This window comes from Jeotgalibaca dankookensis (assembly GCF_002005405.1).
GTDB classification, from domain to species: domain Bacteria; phylum Bacillota; class Bacilli; order Lactobacillales; family Aerococcaceae; genus Jeotgalibaca; species Jeotgalibaca dankookensis.
Genome location: NZ_CP019728.1, coordinates 20,613 through 43,271 on the forward strand (window position 1 = coordinate 20,613; position 22,659 = coordinate 43,271).

Annotated in this window: 21 protein-coding genes; 18 read left to right on the plus strand and 3 right to left on the minus strand. The window is 38.5% G+C overall.

What is annotated here, in order from left to right; genetic code table 11:
* The first annotated feature begins 17 nt into the window (after window positions 1-17).
* The 10 genes from BW727_RS00100 to trxB all read left to right on the plus strand — a co-directional run bounded on the left by BW727_RS00100 (window position 18) and on the right by trxB (window position 10,464).
* On the plus strand, window positions 18-320 hold the full coding sequence (locus tag BW727_RS00100) for an ArsR/SmtB family transcription factor (protein ID WP_062468206.1): 303 nt from the start codon (window positions 18-20) through the stop codon (window positions 318-320).
* Window positions 321-398: 78 nt separating this feature from the next.
* Window positions 399-3,245 (plus strand): excinuclease ABC subunit UvrA, encoded by a 2,847-nt coding sequence (uvrA, locus tag BW727_RS00105; protein WP_062468204.1) that lies wholly within the window; start codon window positions 399-401, stop codon window positions 3,243-3,245.
* A 154-nt stretch (window positions 3,246-3,399) separates the two neighbouring features.
* Window positions 3,400-4,911, plus strand: coding sequence for a daptomycin-sensing surface protein LiaX (gene liaX, locus BW727_RS00110; protein ID WP_062468202.1), 1,512 nt, complete (start codon window positions 3,400-3,402; stop codon window positions 4,909-4,911).
* Between the two features lie 18 nt (window positions 4,912-4,929).
* The gene (locus tag BW727_RS00115; protein WP_062468200.1) at window positions 4,930-5,226 is read left to right on the plus strand and encodes a PspC domain-containing protein; all 297 of its coding nucleotides are present in this window, start codon (window positions 4,930-4,932) and stop codon (window positions 5,224-5,226) included.
* Complete coding sequence (locus BW727_RS00120; protein WP_062468198.1) at window positions 5,226-5,558, plus strand: phage holin family protein; 333 nt, start codon at window positions 5,226-5,228, stop codon at window positions 5,556-5,558. The genes BW727_RS00115 and BW727_RS00120 overlap by 1 nt, the downstream gene beginning before the upstream one ends.
* 158 nt (window positions 5,559-5,716) lie before the next feature.
* Window positions 5,717-6,655, plus strand: coding sequence for an HPr(Ser) kinase/phosphatase (gene hprK / locus BW727_RS00125; protein WP_062468196.1), 939 nt, complete (start codon window positions 5,717-5,719; stop codon window positions 6,653-6,655).
* A 17-nt stretch (window positions 6,656-6,672) separates the two neighbouring features.
* Window positions 6,673-7,533: a prolipoprotein diacylglyceryl transferase gene (lgt, locus tag BW727_RS00130; RefSeq protein WP_062468194.1), complete on the plus strand. Its 861-nt coding sequence runs from the start codon at window positions 6,673-6,675 to the stop codon at window positions 7,531-7,533.
* Window positions 7,530-8,567 carry an NAD(P)H-dependent glycerol-3-phosphate dehydrogenase gene (locus tag BW727_RS00135; protein ID WP_062468192.1) on the plus strand — a complete coding sequence of 346 codons (1,038 nt, stop codon included), beginning with the start codon at window positions 7,530-7,532 and terminating at the stop codon, window positions 8,565-8,567. The genes lgt and BW727_RS00135 overlap by 4 nt, the downstream gene beginning before the upstream one ends.
* Window positions 8,568-8,571: 4 nt before the next feature.
* Window positions 8,572-9,459, plus strand: a complete 888-nt coding sequence (gene galU, locus BW727_RS00140) for a UTP--glucose-1-phosphate uridylyltransferase GalU (protein WP_062468190.1) — start codon at window positions 8,572-8,574, stop codon at window positions 9,457-9,459.
* Window positions 9,460-9,519: 60 nt separating this feature from the next.
* On the plus strand, window positions 9,520-10,464 hold the full coding sequence (gene trxB / locus BW727_RS00145; protein ID WP_062468188.1) for a thioredoxin-disulfide reductase: 945 nt from the start codon (window positions 9,520-9,522) through the stop codon (window positions 10,462-10,464).
* Window positions 10,465-10,522: 58 nt separating this feature from the next.
* Here the strand turns inward: trxB and BW727_RS00150 are convergent, their stop codons facing one another.
* Entirely contained in the window at window positions 10,523-11,458 is a 936-nt protein-coding gene (locus BW727_RS00150; protein ID WP_077795672.1) for an IS30 family transposase, read from the minus strand.
* Between the two features lie 293 nt (window positions 11,459-11,751).
* Between BW727_RS00150 and BW727_RS00155 the strand changes: the two genes are divergently transcribed.
* Entirely contained in the window at window positions 11,752-12,417 is a 666-nt protein-coding gene (locus BW727_RS00155; protein WP_062471380.1) for an amino acid ABC transporter permease, read from the plus strand.
* Between the two features lie 45 nt (window positions 12,418-12,462).
* Here the strand turns inward: BW727_RS00155 and BW727_RS00160 are convergent, their stop codons facing one another.
* Window positions 12,463-13,248: a transporter substrate-binding domain-containing protein gene (locus BW727_RS00160; protein ID WP_062471382.1), complete on the minus strand. Its 786-nt coding sequence runs from the start codon at window positions 13,246-13,248 to the stop codon at window positions 12,463-12,465.
* 207 nt (window positions 13,249-13,455) lie between these two features.
* On the opposite strand from BW727_RS00160, the gene BW727_RS00165 reads away from it, so the two are divergent.
* From BW727_RS00165 to whiA, 4 genes are all read left to right on the plus strand, one after another.
* The gene (locus tag BW727_RS00165) at window positions 13,456-15,183 is read left to right on the plus strand and encodes a phospho-sugar mutase (protein ID WP_062471384.1); all 1,728 of its coding nucleotides are present in this window, start codon (window positions 13,456-13,458) and stop codon (window positions 15,181-15,183) included.
* A 133-nt stretch (window positions 15,184-15,316) separates the two neighbouring features.
* Window positions 15,317-16,207: an RNase adapter RapZ gene (gene rapZ / locus BW727_RS00170; protein ID WP_062471386.1), complete on the plus strand. Its 891-nt coding sequence runs from the start codon at window positions 15,317-15,319 to the stop codon at window positions 16,205-16,207.
* Entirely contained in the window at window positions 16,204-17,223 is a 1,020-nt protein-coding gene (locus tag BW727_RS00175) for a gluconeogenesis factor YvcK family protein (RefSeq protein WP_062471388.1), read from the plus strand. The genes rapZ and BW727_RS00175 overlap by 4 nt, the downstream gene beginning before the upstream one ends.
* Before the next feature lie 20 nt (window positions 17,224-17,243).
* A complete protein-coding gene (gene whiA, locus BW727_RS00180; RefSeq protein ID WP_062471389.1) occupies window positions 17,244-18,185 on the plus strand; it encodes a DNA-binding protein WhiA in 942 nt (313 codons plus the stop codon).
* 60 nt (window positions 18,186-18,245) lie between these two features.
* On the opposite strand, the gene BW727_RS00185 is transcribed toward whiA, so the two are convergent.
* Window positions 18,246-18,617 carry a single-stranded DNA-binding protein gene (locus BW727_RS00185; RefSeq protein ID WP_062471392.1) on the minus strand — a complete coding sequence of 124 codons (372 nt, stop codon included), beginning with the start codon at window positions 18,615-18,617 and terminating at the stop codon, window positions 18,246-18,248.
* A gap of 125 nt (window positions 18,618-18,742) precedes the next feature.
* Here BW727_RS00185 and BW727_RS00190 point away from each other — a divergent pair, with 125 nt between their 5' ends.
* Genes BW727_RS00190 through BW727_RS00200 form a run of 3 tightly spaced genes read left to right on the plus strand, consistent with a single transcriptional unit; the run spans window position 18,743 to window position 22,650 of the window.
* Window positions 18,743-19,453: a response regulator transcription factor gene (locus BW727_RS00190; protein WP_062471395.1), complete on the plus strand. Its 711-nt coding sequence runs from the start codon at window positions 18,743-18,745 to the stop codon at window positions 19,451-19,453.
* A 14-nt stretch (window positions 19,454-19,467) separates the two neighbouring features.
* Window positions 19,468-20,889: a sensor histidine kinase gene (locus BW727_RS00195; protein ID WP_062471398.1), complete on the plus strand. Its 1,422-nt coding sequence runs from the start codon at window positions 19,468-19,470 to the stop codon at window positions 20,887-20,889.
* 18 nt (window positions 20,890-20,907) lie between these two features.
* Window positions 20,908-22,650, plus strand: a complete 1,743-nt coding sequence (locus tag BW727_RS00200) for a sensor histidine kinase (protein WP_062471401.1) — start codon at window positions 20,908-20,910, stop codon at window positions 22,648-22,650.
* Window positions 22,651-22,659: the final 9 nt, after the last annotated feature.

Here is a 22,659-nt window from a genome sequence, read left to right on the forward strand (position 1 = left end):
GCACAAGGAGGAAATTGATGACCAAGCAACTGGATACCCAACTAAGCAACCAGACGGTTCAAATGTTCAAAATATTAGGCGATCAAACACGTTTTCGTATTCTTTACTTATTAGAAACGAAAGAATGGCCTGTCAATGCCATTGCTCAAGAACTGAAAATGGAGCAATCTGCTGTTTCTCATCAATTACGTAAGTTAAAAGAGGCAAAATTAGTAAAAAGCCGGCGTGAAGGTAAAAATATTCTTTATAGCCAAGCAGATGCACATGTTTACGATTTATTGCATCTGGCTCTTGAACATGCCCAACATACGCAAAACTAATTGCGAACACGTGTTCTTTTAAGCGTAATCGTGATATAATAAGGAAGATAGGTATTCTTTACAAAAAGGAAGGTAATCATGGCAAAAGACCAAATAATCGTGCGCGGCGCACGCTCACATAATTTAAAAAACATTGATATTAAGATACCACGTGATGAATTAGTAGTCGTAACGGGCTTATCGGGATCCGGGAAAAGTTCCCTCGCCTTTGATACCTTGTATGCAGAAGGTCAAAGACGTTATGTTGAAAGTTTATCCGCGTATGCTCGTCAGTTTCTAGGCCAAATGGAAAAAGCAGATGTTGATAGTATTGACGGATTGAGTCCTGCAATTGCCATTGACCAAAAAGCAACAAATAATAATCCGCGTTCAACTGTGGGGACCGTAACAGAAATAAATGATTTTTTAAGATTGTTGTATGCTCGAATTGGTCAGCCCATTTGTCCGAATGACGGCACCGAAATCAGTAGTCAATCCCCTGAGCAAATTGTTAATAGTATTCTCGACTTACCTGAAGGAACCCGATTACAGATTATGGCGCCTGTTATCAACGGTAAAAAAGGTCAACACAAAAAGACCTTTGAATCCATTAAGAAACAAGGTTACGTGCGTGTTCAGGTGGATGGTGAAATTTATGATATTTCTGAAGTACCCGAATTAAATAAAAATATTTCTCATACTATATCTGTTGTTATGGATCGAATTATTGTAAAATCTGGTGTTCGATCACGCTTGTACGACTCGGTTGAAGCAGCTTTAAGGCTAGCCGAAGGGTACGTTGTCGTTGATATCATTGATGGAGGAGAAATGCGTTTTAGCGAACACTATGCGTGTCCAGTCTGTGGCTTTAGTATTGGTGAAGTTGAACCGCGTTTGTTTTCATTTAATGCTCCTTATGGCGCTTGTCCAGAGTGCGATGGCCTAGGAAATAAACTGGAAGTCGATCTTGACCTGGTTATTCCCGATCGCAGTCTCACTATATCTGAAGGGGCGGTTGCACCTTGGAATCCAATTAGTTCCAACTACTATCCTGAAATGTTACGACAGTTCTGTGAAGCCTTCGATATTGCAATGGATGTTCCTTTTGATGATTTACCAAAAGAGCATCAAGATTTAGTTTTATATGGATCAAATGGCAAGAAGTTTAATTTCTTCCACAAGAATGACTTTGGTGTGGTAAGAGATGTGATGATCCCATTCGAAGGTGTTGTTCCTAATATTAATCGACGTTACCATGACTCCAACAGTGAATATACACGAAAAACCATGCGTGAGTATTTAACTGAGCTACCTTGTCAACAATGTCACGGGGCCCGTCTAAATCGAGAAGCCTTATCTGTAAAAGTAGCTGGGCTCAATATCGCTCAAGTCACTAATTATTCAATTGATTCCGCCATTCATTTTTTTGAAGACTTAACATTAGCTGGTTCTGATCAAGAAATTGCCATACCCATTTTACGCGAAATCCAATCACGACTCTCTTTTTTACATAATGTTGGATTAAAATATTTAACTTTGAATCGAGTGGCAGGCAGCTTGTCGGGTGGAGAAGCGCAACGTATTCGCCTAGCAACCCAAATTGGTTCAAACTTATCAGGAGTTTTGTATATTTTAGATGAACCCTCTATCGGACTTCACCAAAGAGATAATAATTTATTAATTGACTCCATGAAAAAAATGCGTGATTTAGGCAATACCTTAATTGTCGTCGAACATGACGAAGAAACTATGCTTCAAGCAGATTACCTAATTGATATTGGCCCGGGTGCGGGTGAAGAGGGCGGACAGATTGTCGCTGCGGGCAAACCGAAAGACGTTATGAAAAATAAAAAATCCATTACAGGCCAGTATTTATCAGGAAAAACTTATATTAAGCTTCCTGAAGCGAGACGTACAGAAGATCGTGGCGCCATTTTAATCGAAGGTGCAGAAGAAAATAACTTAAAAAACATTGATGTTTCTTTTCCAATTGGACGTTTTATTGCTGTTACCGGCGTTTCAGGTTCAGGAAAAAGTTCCTTAGTCAATCGTATTTTAAAACCAGCCTTATCCAGAGAATTAACGCGAACAAAAGATAAACCGGGTAGATTCAAACAAATTTCTGGCTACCAAGATTTGGAAAAAGTCATTAGTATCGATCAAAGTCCTATTGGACGAACACCACGTAGTAATCCAGCCACTTACACGAGTGTCTTTGATGATATTAGAGACTTATTTGCCAGTACCAATGAAGCAAAAATTCGGGGTTATGCGAAAGGACGTTTTAGTTTTAACTTAAAAGGTGGACGCTGTGAGTCATGTAAGGGAGACGGCATTTTAAAAATTGAAATGCACTTTTTACCTGATATCTATGTCCCATGTGAAGTCTGCCACGGTCAGCGCTATAATTCAGAAACGCTTGAAGTAAAGTATAAAGGTAAGAACATTGCCGAAGTATTAAATATGACAATTGCAGAAGCGCTCGTCTTTTTCGATGCTGTTCCAAAAATTAAACGAAAACTTCAAACGATATCAGATGTTGGATTAGCTTATATTACACTTGGCCAACCGGCAACTACTTTATCCGGTGGAGAAGCACAACGCATGAAGCTGGCGAGTGAATTACAACGTGTTTCAACCGGTAAAACCTTATATATTTTAGACGAACCGACAACTGGTTTACACACCCATGACATTGCCAAATTACTAGAAGTTCTACAACGATTAGTCGATGCTGGAAATACTGTCTTAGTTATTGAGCATAATTTAGATGTTATTAAGACAGCTGATTATATTATCGACATTGGTCCTGAAGGAGGAACGGGTGGGGGAATGGTTATCGCAACTGGAACCCCTGAAGAAGTTGCTAAGGTTGAAGCGAGTTACACCGGTCAATATTTAGAGAAAATACTGACTAGAGACCGCGCCCGAACTGAAAAAAAGTGAGTGATTAAGCCAAAATTGGTCGCCTCAAATAAAATCAACCCTAAGACCTATGACATTCCTCCCTATCCTTGGCATAATAGAGACATAAGATAAAGTTAATGTCCCATTGGCACATAAAAGAGTCAGTATGTTGAAAAATATAGGGGGAAATAGCATGAACGAAAGAGAACGTATTTTGGCGCTAGTAAGAGAAGGTGTTATTTCGACAGAGGAAGCAATTGAGCTTTTGGAAAATGTTGCAAAAAACCAAAGTCAAGAAGCAGAACAAAAGCATGCAGCAACAGATTTCGTGGAAAATCAATCTGCTAAAGAACAGGAAACAACTGAAAATCAAGATGAGATCGACAAAAAGGATAAAGCGAATTTCGAAAAAATTCTTGAGTCTTTAGCAAGTGAAATTTCACACTTTTCTTCTCAAGTAGATGGAAAAACGGAAGTGTTACAAACGCTACGCAGAGAAATCACAAAAAAAGCAGAACGTCGTCAAGAAATTACTACCCAAGAAGAACTAGAAAGTCTCACACCCGAACTGGAGATGGAAGCACTCCGTTTGGATGAAGAATTAGTAGGTCTTCGTTCACAAGAAAAAGCTTTACGAGAAGAAAAAAGAGCTATGGATGAACAAATGCGGACACTAAAGAAAGAGCAAATCGAAAAAAATGTAAAAGCATTTGGTGAAAAATTTGGTAATAAAGAAGAATGGAAAGTAACAGCCAATGACTTAGGTGGAAAATTAAATAAAATCGGTTCTCAGTTCGGCCGTTTCATATCCAAAACCGTTGATACGGTGAGTGATAATATTGAATGGAAAGAATTTGATTTCAATTTTAATGTTCCTGGTATTGTAACAAGTAAATTCCAACATGAACTTAATTTTGAAAATACGAGTGCAACTATTCTTGACTTCCAACTCGCTAATGGAAACGTGACCTTAAAGAAATGGGATCGCGCTGATATTAAGGTAGCTGCTGATGTTAAGATTTATGCCAAGTTTGAAGAAGAAACACCACTCGCAGCTTTTGAAGCGCGTAGTACGATTCAGATTGATTCAGATACCTTTACTTTCCGTGTCCCTAATAAACGCGTGCGCTGTGATATAATCGTTTGGTTACCAGAGCGGGAATATGATTATATGGCGCTTAAACTCTTAAATGGAAATGTTAGTGTGACAGATTTTAAAGGGAAAGATATTTATTTAAAATCAACAAATGGAAATATGACTTTTAATAATGTTAAAGCGACCATGTTAGAATTAGACGGAGTTAACGGTCAAATTACAATTACTGACAGTCAATTAGTAGATTTGATTGCGAAATTGGTAAATGGTGAAATGACAATTTCAAGCCAAATTACAAGTTCCGCTTTGTCACTTGTAAATGGTCCGATTCGTCTTACTTATAAAACTGGAACAATTAAACGTATTGAAGCGTCTTCGGTAAATGGTGCCATTAAACTGGCCCTACCTGCCGATAAGAGTGTTGAATTAGAGGCACATAGCTCATTTGGATCTATTAAGAATCGCATGCAAGAAGTGGAAGTCTTAAAAGAAACAACTGAAAAAACAAGTAAAGTATTACAGTTCAGAAGACTAGTCGATAACGAGCCGGTTATGGTAGAATTAAAAACAACAAATGGCAGTATCTTATTAAAAGATACTGATATCTAAGGAAGAGAGGAATCGATTATGAAAAAACTTACAAAATCAGCAACAGACAGACAGTTAAGTGGTGTGCTTGGTGGTATTGCAGAGTATTTAGGTATTGACTCTACCCTTGTTAGAATTGTGTTTTTAGTATTTGTTTTCTTAGGTGTCGGTTCACCCGTATTTTTATACATCATCTTAGCGATGATTATGCCTGAACCTAAACGCAATGGGAATGGACCGTATGATAGACGTGGTAGAGATTACCAAAGTCGTCCACGCAAAGAAGCAAAACCAGTCGAAAAAGAAAGTGATAACGATGATTGGAGTGACTTTTAGTGGGATTCTGGCAAAAAATTGGGATTAATACGCTCGTTTTTCTCGCGTTAGCGTATTTTTTACCAGGCTTTACCGTAGCAAGTGGTTGGACTGCTCTAGGAGCAAGTTTAGTTTTTGCTTTCGTAAATATTTTTGTAAAGCCGATTTTACACATTTTATCATTTCCAATCACATTTCTAACTTTAGGATTGTTTAGTTTTGTGATTAACGCCTTAATGTTGAGTTTAACATCAGCATTAGTAGGACCAGGGTTTCAATTTTCATCCTTTGGTATTACACTACTCGTATCCTTGCTTTTATCATTGGTACAAGGGCTTGTTGAAGGAAATTAAGGATCGTATTTAAAGAAAGGTGTTGGGACCAAAAAGTCCTAGCACCTTTTTTTATTTCAGCTTTATAAGGATGTTATTAAATGTTATGATTGATAAGATGAATAACAGTTATAACCCTAATGAAATAAACAAAATTGATAAAAGAGTGAGGGAAAACAATGGCTAATAGTGTAACAGTTAAGGAATTAACTGAAGCTTCAGCATTAAAGGTATTCAGTGGAGAAGAATTTTTAAATAAAGAAATTACCTCGACAGAAATTCATCGCCCAGGTGTTGAATTAACGGGCTACTTTAATTTTTATCCATCTTGGCGTATTCAACTAATGGGGCAGACAGAAGTATCCTTTTTAGCGCGTATGTCAACAGAAGAACGGTTAATTATTATGCGTCGTCTTTGCCAGACAGAGACGCCGTGTTTTATAGTTGCTAGGCGGATAGAGCCACCTATTGAACTGGTAAAAGCTTGTCAAGAAGCAGGAATTCCACTTCTCCAAGCACAATCGAAGACCACACGTGTTTCTAGTAATGTAACCAACTTATTAGAAAGTAGATTAGCAGAGCGGATTTCTATGCATGGCGTATTAGTAGATGTACATGGGATTGGCGTCATGATTGTAGGCGATTCTGGTGTGGGGAAATCTGAAACTGCACTAGAACTTATTCAAAAGGGGCACCGATTGGTAGCGGATGACCGTATTGATCTCTACCAACATGATGAAGACACCTTAATGGGCGAGGCGCCCGCTATTCTCCGTCATTTAATTGAAATTCGTGGAATTGGGATTATGGATGTCATGACGCTATTTGGAGCTGGAGCGGTTAAGCAATCAAACGCAGTTAATCTGATTGTAAATCTTGAGCTATGGGCAAAAGAGAAAAAATATGAACGTCTAGGTAGTGACGAAACACTTGAAACCATTCTGAATGTTCCTGTTCCTAAAATTACTGTGCCTGTTAAAACAGGACGCAATTTAGCAATTATTGTGGAGATGGCTGCGATGAACTATCGTGCAAAATCAATGGGGTATAATGCTTCAGAAACATTTGAGCGAAACTTAGAGAACTTAATCAAAGAGAATACACGAAAAGAACTCTAAAAAAAGGTGGAAATATAATGACAGAATTTTTTGCTGCAATTGATCCCGTTGCTATTTCGATAGGCAGGATTGAAATTGCTTGGTATGGGATTATTATCGGTATCGGTATGATTATCGCCATGTATATGGCTACAAATGAAGGTGACAAGAAAGGGATGCCGCAAGATTTTATTCTTGACCTGGCCTTTATCATGGTGCCATTGGCTATATTAGGAGCACGGCTATACTATGTTATTTTTAAACTGGATTATTACTTGGCAAACCCCGATCAAATTTTACAAATATGGAATGGCGGTATTGCTATTTATGGTGCTCTCATTACCGGAGCGATTGTGATTGCCGTTTTTACGAAGAAGAAAAAAGTTCCTTTCATGTTAACGTTAGACGTTCTGGCTCCCGCTGTTTTAATCGCCCAATCAATTGGACGCTGGGGGAATTTTGTGAACCAAGAGGCTCACGGGAGAGAAGTCAGTCGGCAATTTCTTGAAGGACTTTTCCTACCTGAATTTATTATTAACCAAATGAATATTAAAGGAACTTTCTATCATCCGACTTTCTTATACGAATCTTTATGGTCGCTAATAGGCGTTGGCCTCTTACTCTATTTACGTCGTAAGCCGCAATTACTCCGCGAAGGAGAAGTCTTTTTAAGTTATGTAATTTGGTACGCTTTTGGCCGATTCTTTATTGAAGGGATGCGGACAGACAGCTTATATTTATTTGCTAATATTCGTGTCTCACAGATGCTTTCTGTTCTTTTGGTACTTGGAGCAATTGCTGTATGGGTATATCGTCGTTATAACTATTATCCCAAAGCTCCTTACTATACAGAAATTAATATTGGGATGAATAAGAATAAGGAGATCAAACAAAAATGAAAAAAAAGATAGCCGTACTAGGAGCAGGGTCTTGGGGAACTGCTCTGGCAACTGTATTAGATGAGAATGGTCACGAGGTAAGAGTATGGGGAAACAACCACGAACAAATTGATGAGATTAACCATACGCACACGAACAAGCACTACTTACCTGATGTAAAGTTATCACCTAGTATTGTGGCCTATACAGATATGGAACAAGCGCTTAATCAAGCAGACGCTATATTATTCGTCGTGCCAACGAAAGCGATTCGACCCGTAGCCAAGCAAGTCAATGATCTCCTTGATGAGAAACAAAAACCCGTTACTATTCATGCAAGTAAAGGATTAGAACAAGAGAGTCATAAACGAATATCGGTTATTTTAGAAGAAGAAATATCTAAAGAAAAACATAGTGGCATCGTAGTCCTATCTGGCCCGAGCCACGCAGAAGAAGTTGCCAAACGTGATATCACGACTATTACAGCAGCTTCACTTTATCCATTCGCTGCGCAATTTGTCCAAAAATTGTTTATGAATCACTACTTCCGTGTGTATACAAACCAAGATGTCATCGGTGTTGAATTTGGTGCTGCTTTAAAAAATATTATTGCCGTGGGAGCTGGTGCACTCGTTGGCTTGGGCTATGGTGATAATGCAAAAGCAGCCTTAATCACACGTGGTCTGGCTGAAATTAGCCGGCTAGGTATTGCTTTTGGAGCCGACCCGATTACTTTCATTGGTTTAAGCGGTGTAGGTGATTTAGTAGTAACGGCGACAAGTGTTCATTCACGTAACTGGCGAACTGGAAATCTAATTGGAAAAGGTGTTCCCTTAGATAAAGTTTTAGCAGATATGGGCATGGTTGTTGAAGGCGTTCAAACCACTAAAGCAGCTTATGAACTCGCACAAGAAAAAAACATCGAAATGCCAATCACAAAAGCGATTTACCAAGTCCTCTATGAAGATGCACAAGTTGATCAAGTTATTGAAGACCTCATGCTACGTGATCGAAAGGCAGAAGCATCATCAGAAAATATGGGTGAGGAGGAATAAGTGAATGAAAAAAGTTAGAAAAGCTATTATTCCTGCTGCAGGTTTTGGAACACGCTTCTTACCAGCTACAAAAGCAATGGCTAAAGAAATGCTACCCATTGTCGATAAGCCAACGATTCAATTTATTGTTGAAGAAGCAGTTGCCTCGGGAATTGAAGATATTTTAATTGTGACTGGGAAAAGCAAACGCCCGATTGAAGACCATTTTGATTCTAATATTGAGTTAGAAGCGAACTTGCGTGATAAAGGTGAAGCAGATTTACTGAAGTTAGTAGAAGAAACAACTGGAATTAAAATTCATTTTGTGCGTCAATCCTATCCATTAGGGTTAGGACATGCTGTTTTACAAGGAAAAGCCTTTGTAGGAGATGAACCGTTTGTAGTCATGCTAGGTGACGACTTAATGGTTGATGAAACCCCACTTTCTCGTCAATTAATAGAAGGCTATGAGCGAACGTCTGCTTCAACGATTGCCGTCATGGAAGTGCCACATGAAGAAACATCCAAATACGGAATCATTGACCCTGATAACCAACTAGAAGAGAATCTCTTAAATGTGCGACGGTTTGTTGAAAAACCCAATCCAGAAGATGCACCAAGTAACTATGCCATTATTGGCCGCTATTTGTTGACTCCTGAAATATTCGCAATATTAGAAAATCAAGAAGCCGGTGCTGGAGGAGAAATTCAGTTAACGGATGCTATTGATACCCTTAATAAAACACAACGTGTGTTTGCGAAGAATTTCACCGGGAAACGTTTTGATGTTGGAGATAAATTTGGCTTCTTAACAACCAGTGTCAGCTACGGACTGGAACACCCTGAAATGAAAGAAAAACTAAAAAAATACCTGATTGAACTAGGTCAAGAATTAGAGCAAGCAAAAAAGTAGATTTTTATTGGTTTTAAGCTTACTATATATAAGTAAATAAAAGACCGAGGGGAGAAACTTATGGAATTAACAGAAAAAATATATGATGTCGTTATAATTGGAGCGGGCCCAGGCGGAATGACTGCCGCTTTGTATGCCTCTCGTTCTAACCTAAAAACGCTTATTCTGGAACGTGGAATGCCAGGTGGCGAGTTAATCAATACTGCTGAAGTTGAAAACTATCCAGGATTTGAGTCTATTTTAGGACCAGAACTAGCTGATAATATGTACAAAAGCGCATTGCGATTTGGAGCCGAACATGTCTATGGTGATGTTAGTGGCATTAAACAAGATGGTGCTTACTATCAAGTAGAAGCAGGCAAGAAAACATATAAAACAAAATCAGTAATTATTGCCACAGGATCAAAATACCGTAAATTAAATGTTCCAGGCGAAGAAGAGTACGCCGGGCGGGGCGTCTCTTATTGTGCCGTATGTGATGGTGCCTTTTTCCGTGATAAAGAACTGGCGGTTATCGGTGGGGGGGACTCAGCAGTTGAAGAGGGAACGTATCTAACCCAATTTGCTGATGTTGATATCGTCCATCGCCGTGATGAACTACGTGCGCAAAAGATTTTACAAGAACGAGCATTTAAAAATGAAAAAGTTGACTTTATTTGGGATACTGTTGTTGAAGGAATCGTCGGGGACGATAAAAAAGTAACTGGTGTTTCAATAAAAAACCTTAAAACAAATGAAGTAACGACACATCCAGTAGATGGCGTGTTTGTCTATGTAGGAATCTTGCCACAAACAGATGCTTTCTTAGACTTAAACATAACTGATGAAGAAGGTTGGATTGTGACCAACGATTTGATGGAAACAAGCTTGCCTGGTGTTTTTGCTGTTGGGGATGTGCGCAAAAAAACATTGCGTCAAGTAACGACTGCAGTCGGTGACGGCGCTGAAGCTGGAAACCGCGCGTTTCATTATGTTGAAACTTGGAATGAAAAAAACCAAGCTTAATAAAGATGTTCTCATTTTATTTTAATGAATGAGAGCATTTTATTTTTATGATAGTTTGTCAAATTAAGTGCAACACCTCTTCCATAAAGACCTCGTGAGGCGTTCGGTAGCCAAGACATTTTCTTGGTCTATTATTAATCAGGTACAAAGCTTTTTGAAGTTCTTCCTGTTCCACATGATCAAAGTTGGTTCTCTTCGGAAAGAACTCCCTCAGGAGTCCATTACTGTTTTCATTGCTTCCTCGTTGCCAAGAAGAATAAGGATCTGCGAAATAAACAGGGATGCTTAAGTCTTCTTCAATGACAGGATAACAGCTGAATTCCTTTCCTCTGTCTGTCGTAAAACTTTGGAAGGCAGTTTCAGGAAAAAGCGTAGTCAGTTTTCGTATAGCCCCTTCCATTGAGGAAGCGGAACGGTTGGGTATTTTGATGGCGAGGTACCAGCGGCTTTTCCTCTCTAGGAAAGTAGCAACGCAACCTTTTGCCTGTCCGCGTCCTGATACGACGGTGTCCAGCTCCCAGTGACCGAAGGTCGTTCGCTTCTTGACGTCTTTTGGTCGTTTTGAAATAGAGGTTCCGATATTGAATCTTCCTCTGGTTTCTTTTGGTTTCTGTCGTTTGCCTTTTTGTCTCAGAACGGACAATGGAACTTGTAAGAGACCGTAATAGAGCCAGCGATAGATTGTTTTGAAAGAAATTTTCCCTTGAAATAGCCGGCCTACAATTTGTTCTGGAGACCAGGTAAGAGTTAGTTTTTCCTGAACCTTTTCTTTGATTTCAGAAGTCAACTTTGATTTTGCTCCACAGTTCGCTTTCTTTTGTTTATAGCGTTCCTGTGCCTGATCACACTGATAATATGGGTTCCTGTTCAGTTCCCGTGAAACAGAAGAAGGGGCACGACCAAGGATTCGAGCGATCCGGCGGATCGAAAAACCTAGATCACGAAGCGTTTCTATTTTTGAGCGTTCGGCTATGGTAAAATGAGTGTAGCTCATGGCGAGTCCTCCAGTCGAATGTTGTGTGGTAACTCCATTCTACACGAGGTCGTCATGGGTTTCTTTTATTTTACCTAGGTGTTGCACTTAATATTACAATTCATCTTATAAAAAAATAAACATTGGTACTTATGAAATGAATAGGCTTTCCTAATTTTTAGGATATTGACGATAATATATGGGTGTGATATTATTATATGGCTATCTAAAATGAGGATTTCCTCATAAAGTCTAAAAGGCATGATTGAATGCTTTTTTATTTTTCTTAAATATAAAAAGTTAGGGTGATACATATGTTATTTTTTGAGTTATTCATCGAACATTTTCCTTCATTTATGGAAGCCATGGGAAAAACGGTTCAGATTACACTCTTCTCTTTATTATTTGGTCTCATTATAGGGATTGTCTTTGGATTAATGAAAGTTTCTCATAATAAAATTTTACAATCCATATCAAATTTATATATTTGGATTATCAGAGGAACCCCACTACTTGTGCAAATTTATTTTATTTATTTTGGTCTCCCAATGGCGACCGGTATTAGTTTAACAGAATGGCAAGCGGGAATTATTACAATGAGCTTAAATGCTGGCGCTTATATTGCTGAAATTGTTCGCGGAGGGATTGAGTCCATTGATCCTGGTCAAATGGAAGCAGCGCGTAGTTTAGGGTTGCCCTATAACAAAGCCATGATGAAGGTTGTTTTACCGCAAGCATTACGGACCATGTTACCGTCTCTTATTAACCAATTTATTATTACCTTGAAAGATACCTCTCTCTTATCGGTCATCGGGGTTCGAGAGTTGACAATGAATGGGAAAATTATTACGGCTAATAACATGGAAACAATTCGAATGTGGGGAATCGTTGCGATTTATTACTTGATTGTTATTTCGATATTAACCTTAATTGCAGATAAGGTAGAAGCTAAGGTTTCTAAAAGTAAAGTTAAAGCATAAAAATACAGAGCCAACAGGAATTTATCCTATTGGCTCTGTATTTTTTTATTCACCTAGATAGGTAGAAATAATTTCGTCATATTTGCCGCTCTCTTTTAAATTTTCAAGTCCGGCGTTAAATTTCTCAACGAGATCGGCTTGTTTACCTTTTAAGGTTGCAAATCCATATTGACCGCCTTCTTCAGATTGAGAAATTACTTCTAGTCCCATTCCACGAGTTATTTCATATTGGATAACCGCGTAGTCTTCAAATGCAGCAGCTGAGTTACCTGTTAAAACATCTTGATACATCGTAGCTGAGTCTTCAACATATTTGACATCAAATCCGTACTCATCTTTAATACTTTCAGCATACTCTGCTCCAGTAGTACCTGTTTTAACGGCAATTTGTTGTCCTTTTAATTCAGACAAATCGCTAATTCCTTTTTTAGGATCAACAGCAACACCCGTTTTAGTTGAGTAATAAGGATTTGAAAAATCATACTTTTGTTCACGTTCTTCAGTGATAGACATGCCCGCGATAACACCGTCTACTTGACCTGCTTCTAGGGCTGTTACAGCAGCATTAAAGCCTAATGTACGTAACTCATATTCAAAACCTTGATCCTCTGCAATAGCTGCTAGGAGATCAATATCAATCCCTACAAAGTCGCCTTCGTCATTTTCAAACTCAAAAGGTGCAAAGGTTGTGTCGGTACCGATAATATATTTTTCAGAAGCGGTACTGTCGGCTCCCGATTCAGTTGTATCTGTCGCTTCAGAGCCACATGCAACTAACAAACTAGCACTTAAGGCCAACGTTGTTAACCCCAACATTTTTTTTAATTTCATCTTAAATTCCTCCTATTAACCCATACATTAAATAATAATTTTAAGAATACCATTGTAGACAAAAAGTGTCAATAGGTTGATGAGTTTACGATTAAAAGTTTAATCTTATTATAATAGTTATCAAAAGTGAAATAGAGGTAAAACACTCTATAATAATGTTATAATGAAATTATAACAAAGACAAAGTAAAAAGATGGGGGTAATCGGATGAGTTACAGACAGACATACGGAAAATGGCAGTCACATACAAATTTAGATCCACACTTAAAAAGTGAGTTAAATCAGTTGGAAGGTAAAGATGACCAAATTAAAGATGCATTTTACTCTGCATTAGAATTTGGAACAGCAGGAATGCGAGGCATTTTAGGTCCTGGTATCAATCGTATGAATATTTATACGGTTCGACAAGCAACAGAAGGATTAGCACGTCTCATGGAGTCCAAAGGTGAAGAAGAGAAAAAGCGTGGTGTTGCGATTGCTTATGATTCTAGAAGAATGTCACCAGAGTTTGCAATGGAAGCTGCCAAAACATTAGGTGCTCACGGAATTCCAGCTTATGTTTTTGAATCACTCCGTCCGACACCAGAACTATCTTTTGCAGTGCGTCACCTCAATGCTCTAACGGGTATTATGATTACAGCTAGCCACAATCCAGCTGATTATAATGGCTACAAGGTATATGGTGAAGATGGTGGACAAATGCCACCAAACGATGCAGAAGCATTGACCGACTACATTCGCGCAATTGAATCGCCTTTGGACATTGCAATTATGGATGAGGAAACTTTGAATGAAAAGGGACTCTTACATATCATTGGAGAAGAAGTCGATCAGGCTTACCTTGATTTAGTCAAGACCGTAACCGTTAATCCTGAACTTGTTTCCGAAATGAGCCAAGAAATGTCCCTTGTTTTTACACCTCTCCACGGAACGGGGAAAATGCTGGGTGAACGTGCCTTACGAAATGCTGGGTTTGAGAATTTCAACCTTGTACCGGAACAAGCAGAAGCAGACTCAAACTTTACAACCGTTAAATCACCTAACCCAGAAGATCCGGGTGCTTTTGAATATGCTGAAAAACTAGGCCGTGAAATTGGTGCAGATATTCTGGTTGCAACCGACCCAGATGCTGACCGATTAGGTGCTTCCGTACGCAAGAGTGATGGCTCTTATCAAGTATTAACCGGTAATCAAATTGCTTCCTTGATGGTAGACTACTTGCTATTAGCTAAAAAAGAAACCAACCAATTACCAGAAAATGCAGTTATTTTAAAATCCATTGTATCAAGTGAATTTCCAACTGTTATTGCGGAATCTTATGGTGTCGAAATGGTGGATGTTTTGACTGGATTTAAGTTTATTGCTGAAAAGATTCAACAATACGAAGAAGATAAGAGTCACACCTTCCAATTTGGCTTCGAGGAAAGCTATGGCTATCTTGTCAAACCGTTTGTTCGAGATAAAGATGCGATTCAAGCCCTCGTTTTATTAGCAGAAGTAGCAGCTTATTATAAGAAAAAAGGCCAAACCTTATACGATGGCTTACAAGATTTATTTAAGAAGCATGGCTATTATAAAGAAAAAACCATTTCCGTTACGATGAGTGGTTTAAGTGGTGCAGAAAAAATTGCAGCGCTAATGGCGCAATTTAGAGAAGAGGCACTCACTGAGATTGGTGATCTTGCTGTTACAAAGACTGAGGACTTCCAAACCTCTACGACGACCTTTGCTGACGGGAAGACTAAAGCAATCGATATGCCAAGTTCAAACGTACTGAAGTATACCTTAGAAGATGAGAGTTGGATTGCTATCAGACCAAGTGGAACCGAACCAAAAATTAAGTTTTATATTGGTGCAAAAGCAGATAGCAACGAAGCGGTTGACACTAAGGTAGAAAAATTAGAAGCAAGTATTGAAGCGTTGACAGCTGAATAACCAGATAAATATAGAAACAAGCGCATAGATGCTAATATGCGCTTGTTTTTTAATCTATCTAAGTAAGAATTGATTTCAATGATACACCCGGTATGTTATAATAACAGGAGATTTATAAGGGGGATACGCAACAATGACCGATACATTAGAATTAGTAATTATTACTGGTATGAGTGGTGCTGGAAAAACGGTTGTCTTACAAACATTTGAAGACTTAGGGTATTTTTGCGTGGATAATATGCCGCCGAGTTTACTCCCTAAGTTTTGGGAGCTAGTAAAAGAATCAGGAAAAATTACCAAAGTATGTCTGGTAATTGACTTGCGTTCCCGCGTCTTTTTTGATGAAATTATGTCCGCAATTGGGAGTTTAGATAATACATCTTTTGTTACTACCAAAACCGTATTTTTGGATGCCGATGATGATGTTTTAGTATCACGTTATAAGGAAACACGCCGTAGTCATCCGTTAGCACAATCTTCCGGACGCGTAATGTCGGGAATTAAAGAAGAACGTGAGCTTTTAGCTGATATCCGTAGCCGTGCGCAGTGGATTGTTAATACAAGTAAAACCACGCCACGCGAACTACGTGAAATGATTCTTGAAAAATTCCAAACGGACGATGAACACTTATTCCATATAGAAGTGGTTTCTTTCGGGTTTAAGTATGCGGCTCCGATTGATGCCGATATTATGATGGATGTCCGTTTCTTACCAAACCCGCATTACATTGAAAATTTGCGTCCTTTAACTGGACTTGATAAACCAGTTTATGATTACGTAATGCAACAACCCGAAACAGAAACCTTTTACCGAAAATTTATTGATTTATTAGACTACGTGACACCTGGTTATAAACGTGAAGGAAAAACCAGTTTAACAATTGCTATTGGCTGTACCGGAGGACAACATCGTTCCGTTGCCCTCTCTGAACGTATTGCCAGTCATTTAAAAAACGATGGGTATCCAGTGAATATCTCCCATCGTGATAAAGATAAACGGAAGCAGGCAACACACCGCTCATGAATCAGGTCTTAAAAAATAAGAAACAAAAAATTAAAATGGTTGTTATTGGCGGTGGAACTGGACTACCGGTCTTATTAACCCAATTAAAAAAACATGATGTGGATTTAACAGCAATTGTAACAGTCGCAGATGATGGCGGCAGCTCTGGTATTATTCGTAATCACGTCAATATTATCCCACCAGGAGATATTCGTAACTGTTTAATCGCACTGTCGGATTTACCAACGATTTACAAAGACATTTTCCAATACCGATTTGACTCCAAGGATGACTTTTTCTCGGGACATGCAATTGGTAATTTAGTTATTACCGCTATAGCTGATATGAGAGGGAGTGTCTTTGAAGCTGTCAAACTTCTGTCTACCATGATGGCTGTCAATGGAAAAATTTATGCAGCGGCAGAAGAACCACTTACTTTGATCGCAGAATTCGTCGATGGGACAGTGGTAAGAGGAGAATCTAAGATTGCCAAAAGCCGTAAAACTATTGATCGTGTTTACGTTAAACCGTTAGATGAGGAAAAAGAAGCTCATGCGGCGCGTGAAGTTATTAATAGTATCGAAGAAGCCGACATTATTCTGATAGGGCCGGGTAGCTTATACACCAGCATCCTACCTAATCTAATGATTTCCGATTTGGGACAAGCGGTTCTTCGTGCGAAGGCAGAAGTCGTTTATATTTGTAACATTATGACGCAATTAGGTGAAACAGAAAACTTCTCAGATGCAGATCATGTACGGGTTCTTCATAAACATATGCAACAGAAATTCATTAATACCGTACTCGTTAATACAGAGCGAGTGCCTGATGCCGTTTTAAACCAACAAGCAGATGAAGAGTATTTGTTACAAGTAACACATGATTTTCAAGCTCTACGGGAAGAAGGATGCCGCGTCATTTCAGCGGACTATCTGGATATGAAAAATGGCGGTGTTTATCATGATGGTTCAAAGGTAGCCACAGAAGTAATGAACTTGATAACCAATATGCCAATTTCATATAAATACAAGCCATAAAGAGAGGAAGGAGGAATCACATGTCCTACGCCTCTGATGTCAAAAAAGAATTGACACAACTGGAAGTACATCGTGAACATGCTAAGGCCGAATTAACAGCACTTATTCGGATGAATGGATCGGTCAGTATCTATGACCAAAAATTGATTTTAAACATTCAATCTGAGAATGCTGCAATTGCCAGACGGATGTATTCGCTATTAAAAGACCACTATGATGTGGAAGGCGAACTAATTGTTCGTCGTAAAATGAAATTAAAGAAAAACAATATTTATATTGTCCGCTTAAAGCGAGGCGTTCAAGATTTATTGAAGGATTTAGATATTTTTGATGGGCTTTCCTTTAAAACAAAAATATCCGAAGCAATTATGACGAGCGACCAAAAGGAACGTTCCTATTTAAGAGGGGCATTTTTAGCCGGAGGTTCTGTCAATAGTCCGGAAACGAGTCGCTATCATTTAGAGATTTATTCCAACTATGAAGATCACAATCAAGATATCGCGACGATGATGAACCATTTTAACTTAAACGCTCGAACAATTGATCGTCGAAACGGGTATATTACCTATTTAAAAGAAGCAGAAAAAATTGCTGACTTTTTAGCACTCATCGGCGCACATAATGCTGTGATGAAGTTCGAAGATGTCCGAATTATTCGGGACATGCGGAATTCAGTCAATCGTCTTGTTAACTGTGAAAATGCAAATATGAATAAAACCATTGATGCAGCTACACGGCAAATCCAAAACATAGAATTTATCGAAGAGACAGTTGGGTTAGATAAATTACCAGAAAAATTACGAGAAATTGCTCTTTTGCGACTAGAAAACCCTGATATTAGTTTAAAAGAACTCGGAGAGTTAGTCCCAAGTGGTGTCATTTCTAAGTCAGGAATTAACCACCGCATTCGTAAAATAAATGAATTTGCTGAAAAATTACAAAATAAGCAAATAATGCATTAAAAAATAAAACAAGGTTGGGACTTTTCCGTCTCAGCCTTGTTTTGTCTAGATAGATAGGTTTTAAAAGGGTATCTCGATTGGTTCAGGATTCGTATTGGTGGCCTGATTACTTATTTTCTTTGCTTCCATAAAATAAAGATCTTCAACGAGCAGTTCAACAATATAAACAGTTTGTTCATTTTTATTGACATAGGAACGGGAAACCATCCGGCCAGTAACCCCTATTTGATTGCCCTTTGCACAATAGTCTCGTAATAAAAGTGCGGTTTTATCCCAAAAAACTAAGGGGATGAAATCTGCAAGTGCTTGACCATTTTCATTCTTTTTTGCATTTCTTACTGCCAATGTATTATTGCAAACCACACTGCCATGACCAACTTCTTGTAACTCGACTGGACGTACTAAACGACCAATTAATGAGACGTGATTCATATTTTCACTCCTTTCTATCTATATATACGTAAAAAAGTTAAAATAACTTTTTTACTTGCAAATTTCATAAATAATTCACGAAAGTTTGTTATTATGACATAAACATAAGAAATCAGGTGGTACCATTGAATATTTTAATGATTGAAGATAATGAAGCAGTCTGTGAGATGATGGCCATGTTTTTTGAAAAAGAAGAATGGCAAGCTACCTTTAGTGGTAATGGCGAAAAAGGGTTAACAATTTTTTTGAACGATCAAGAAAAGTGGGATATGGTGATTTTAGACTTGAATCTACCAGGTATGGATGGCATGCAAGTCTGCCGAGAAATTCGTAAGGTTTCACTCCAAGTTCCGATTATTATGCTTACTGCTAGGGATTCTGAAAGTGATCAGGTTATTGGCTTAGAAATTGGTGCTGATGAGTACGTCACGAAGCCTTTTAGTCCACTTACCCTTATGGCACGTATGAAGGCTCTTTACAGAAGATCTCAATTAGGAAGTCAGACACTAGTAAAAGAAGAAAATCCCTTCGATATCCAAACCCGTGTGATTCAAATGTCTACAGTGACACGTGATGTATACTATCAAGATAAAAAAATTGATGGGTTAACGCCAAAGGAATTTGAAATACTAGCACTACTAGCTGCGCACCCCAAGCAAGTGTTTTCCAGGGAACATCTTTTAAATCGGATTTGGGAAGAACCTTTCTTTGGAGACGAACGAACGATTGATGCCCATATAAAAAAACTTCGGCAAAAAATAGAAGTGGTTGGTCCCCAAGTGATTCATACGGTCTGGGGTGTAGGGTACAAGTTTGATGACACCGGGATTGAATAAAAGGAGAGCTTCGTGTGAAATATGTTTATAAGCAAATGCTCGCTTTTTTAATTGTTTTTGTTGTAACTGTTTTAACGACGGGTATTATTTTCATCCGTTTTTTTGTAACCAACATTTATGATGAGAAAGAAAGGCAATTATTCGGTTATGCGGAAGCGATTATTGAAGAGAACATGACTCTTGCGGATATTTCGACAGGAACAGCAATGATTTCTAAACAAGATGTCATTGTAGCTATGTATAATAAAAATGATCGTTTGGTTTATCCCATTAGTAACCAAACCTATTCAAGTGGATTGAGTGACAGGGATTGGAACCGACTCGTACAAGGGAATCGTATTGCTTTAAGGCAGCGTGATCGCGGATTTATGAATGAAGAAATCGCTATTGTAACCGTCTATGTTCCTTTATTTAACTACCAAAATGGCGATTTTGAAGGAACGGTAGCAGTTGCCGCCCCGATTAGCGGTATTAAAAAGGATATCTCCCATATGCAAACGGGTATGTTATGGGCAACTTTAATATCAGGGGGAATGGCAATTTTATTCAGCATTGGCTTTGCTAACTACCTTTCTCAAAGAATTGTTAGGATGCGTAAAGCAACGAATGCCATCACTCAAGGTGATTTCGAAATATATTTAGAAGACTATGGCCGTGATGAGTTTGATGAATTGTCGCGTGATTTTAATAAAATGGTTACCTCTTTAAAAGAATCAAATGCTGAGATTATGCGTCAGGAAAATTTACGCCGTCAATTTATGATGGATGTGGCTCACGAAATGCGAACACCACTCACAACCATTAACGGAATACTAGAAGGTCTCGAACATGATATGATTCCTGAAAAAAGAAGAGCGCGCAGTATTGAAATGATGCACAAGGAAACTAGACGGATGATTCGCATGGTGAATGAGAATTTAGATTATGAGAAAATGCGCTCGGAACAAATCGTCTTAACCAAGCAAATTTTAAATGCACAGGAAATTTTACAAACGGTTAAAGAACAGCTTCAAACCAAAGCGAGTAGCAAAGGCAATACCATTGGTGTCAGTGTCTCTTCGCCTCATCTAACGATTTATGCGGACTATGACCGACTGATTCAAATGCTTGTCAATTTAACCAACAATGCAATTCAATTTACTGAGAATGGCCGTATTAGTCTAACTGCTCATGCAAGTGATGGTTTTACCGTTATTAAAGTGAGTGACACCGGCATAGGGATGAAAGAAGAAGAAATACCAGCTATTTGGGAACGATTCTATAAAACAGATCCTTCGCGTAGGAGTGATGCCTATAGTGAGACAGGAATTGGACTTGCGATTGTTAAATCTCTTGTGGCCAACCATGGCGGGGAAATTACCGTTACCAGCAAAATAGGAAAAGGAACGGTCTTTACGATACAATTGCCCAATAAAGAGAACAGTGATGGCCAATAAAAGAAAGAGAGGAATCTTATGTTTTCTTTACTAATATTGATGTTACTACGATCTGGATTAATTATTCTACTTGCTTACCTCTTATTAAATATTCCTACTTTCCGTCGGATGTTAAACCAGCGCCGTTCTATCAAAACTCAACTTTTCTTTATTTTTATTTTTGGCTTGTTTGTGGTTATTTCTAATTTTACGGGCATCGAAATTACAAACAGTCAAGTGATTGTTGAGCAACTGACGACCCAGTTATCTAATGAATCTGCACTTGCTAATACAAGGGTGTTGACAATAGGGGTTTCAGGCTTAATCGGTGGTCCTTTCGTGGGATTAAGTGTGGGGATTTTGTCTGCCATAATGCGTTTTTTCCAAGGTGGGGCTGAAGTTCATATTTATGTCGTATCTTCCATTTTGATTGGACTTTTTTCAGGTCTTTATGGGTACCGTTCCGTTCGAAAAAACACCTTTCCGAGCGTTCAATCTGGACTTGTATTTGGTATGTTGATGGAAGCGACCCAGATGATTTGTATTCTGCTTTTAAGTAGCAACCTCGCTTCTGCTTGGCAATTGGTTGAGTTTATTGCAATCCCCATGATGGGCGCTAATAGTATTGGGACTGCTATCTTTCTTTCTATTATTGAAACAACACTCAAACAAGAAGAAATGACCAAGGCTATTCAAACACAAGATGTTTTAGAACTAACGAATAAAACCTTACCCTATTTTCGAATGGGCTTAAATGAAAAATCGGCGCATGAAGTCGCAACCATTATAAAAAAATTTCTTGATATTTCTGCCGTTAGTTTAACCAATCAAACAGAAATCCTTGCCCATGTTGGAGTAGGAAGCGACCATCATAAACCGGCCAGTCAAATACTGACAGGCCTATCGAAAGAAGTATTAGAAAAAGGAATGATGAAGGAAGTTTACACACGTAAAGAGATTAATTGCGGCGACCCTGATTGTCCGCTTCAAGCGGCTTTGGTACTTCCTTTGAAGTCAAAAAATCAAACCGTTGGAACTTTAAAACTTTATTTTACTGATGCGAATGATCTAACGCCTGTGGAAAGACGTCTGGCTGAAGGACTTGCGACGATTTTCTCCAATCAAATTGAGTTAGGGGAACGTGAAAATGAAAGTAAGCTTCTTAAAGAAGCAGAAATTGATTCTTTGCAAGCACAAGTAAGTCCGCATTTCCTCTTTAATGCTATGAATACCATTTCTTCGCTCATTCGGATTGATAGCGAAAAAGCTCGAAAACTCGTTTTAGAACTCAGTTATTTTTTAAGAGCCAATCTGCAAGGATCACGCCAACCCAAAATTACCCTAGAGCGTGAACTGGCACAGTTGAATAATTACATGGCTTTAGAATTTGCACGTTTTCCTGATCGTTATGAAGTGGATATACAAGTAGAAGATTCTCTGAAAGGGGCTCAAGTTCCACCTTTTATTTTACAAAATTTAGTAGAAAACGCCTTTCGCCATGCCTTCAAAAATAGAAAAACCGGTAATAAAGTGGTGATTGAAGTCATTCAAGAAGAACACATCCTTTATCTATCGGTCGCAGATAATGGGTATGGTATACCGGATTCTATACTAGAAAATATCGGAAAAAAACCTATTGACTCTGAAAAGGGCTCTGGAACGGCGCTTGATAATTTGAATCGACGCTTACTAAATTTATATGGAAAAGATAGTACCCTTATGTTTACAACATCTGAAAGAGGGACAGTAGTGACTTGTCGCATTCCAGTGGAATTTGCATGAAAAGGAGAG

Excerpts from the sequence above, each read along its gene's own strand:
- BW727_RS00100 (WP_062468206.1), top strand. The coding sequence starts at position 18 with ATGACCAAGCAACTGGATACCCAACTAAGCAACCAGACGGTTCAAATG.
- uvrA (WP_062468204.1), top strand. The coding sequence starts at position 399 with ATGGCAAAAGACCAAATAATCGTGCGCGGCGCACGCTCACATAATTTA.
- liaX (WP_062468202.1), top strand. The coding sequence starts at position 3,400 with ATGAACGAAAGAGAACGTATTTTGGCGCTAGTAAGAGAAGGTGTTATT.
- BW727_RS00115 (WP_062468200.1), top strand. The coding sequence starts at position 4,930 with ATGAAAAAACTTACAAAATCAGCAACAGACAGACAGTTAAGTGGTGTG.
- hprK (WP_062468196.1), top strand. The coding sequence starts at position 5,717 with ATGGCTAATAGTGTAACAGTTAAGGAATTAACTGAAGCTTCAGCATTA.
- lgt (WP_062468194.1), top strand. The coding sequence starts at position 6,673 with ATGACAGAATTTTTTGCTGCAATTGATCCCGTTGCTATTTCGATAGGC.
- BW727_RS00135 (WP_062468192.1), top strand. The coding sequence starts at position 7,530 with ATGAAAAAAAAGATAGCCGTACTAGGAGCAGGGTCTTGGGGAACTGCT.
- galU (WP_062468190.1), top strand. The coding sequence starts at position 8,572 with ATGAAAAAAGTTAGAAAAGCTATTATTCCTGCTGCAGGTTTTGGAACA.
- trxB (WP_062468188.1), top strand. The coding sequence starts at position 9,520 with ATGGAATTAACAGAAAAAATATATGATGTCGTTATAATTGGAGCGGGC.
- BW727_RS00150 (WP_077795672.1), bottom strand. The coding sequence starts at position 11,458 with ATGAGCTACACTCATTTTACCATAGCCGAACGCTCAAAAATAGAAACG.
- BW727_RS00155 (WP_062471380.1), top strand. The coding sequence starts at position 11,752 with ATGTTATTTTTTGAGTTATTCATCGAACATTTTCCTTCATTTATGGAA.
- BW727_RS00160 (WP_062471382.1), bottom strand. The coding sequence starts at position 13,248 with ATGAAATTAAAAAAAATGTTGGGGTTAACAACGTTGGCCTTAAGTGCT.
- BW727_RS00165 (WP_062471384.1), top strand. The coding sequence starts at position 13,456 with ATGAGTTACAGACAGACATACGGAAAATGGCAGTCACATACAAATTTA.
- rapZ (WP_062471386.1), top strand. The coding sequence starts at position 15,317 with ATGACCGATACATTAGAATTAGTAATTATTACTGGTATGAGTGGTGCT.
- BW727_RS00175 (WP_062471388.1), top strand. The coding sequence starts at position 16,204 with ATGAATCAGGTCTTAAAAAATAAGAAACAAAAAATTAAAATGGTTGTT.
- whiA (WP_062471389.1), top strand. The coding sequence starts at position 17,244 with ATGTCCTACGCCTCTGATGTCAAAAAAGAATTGACACAACTGGAAGTA.
- BW727_RS00185 (WP_062471392.1), bottom strand. The coding sequence starts at position 18,617 with ATGAATCACGTCTCATTAATTGGTCGTTTAGTACGTCCAGTCGAGTTA.
- BW727_RS00200 (WP_062471401.1), top strand. The coding sequence starts at position 20,908 with ATGTTTTCTTTACTAATATTGATGTTACTACGATCTGGATTAATTATT.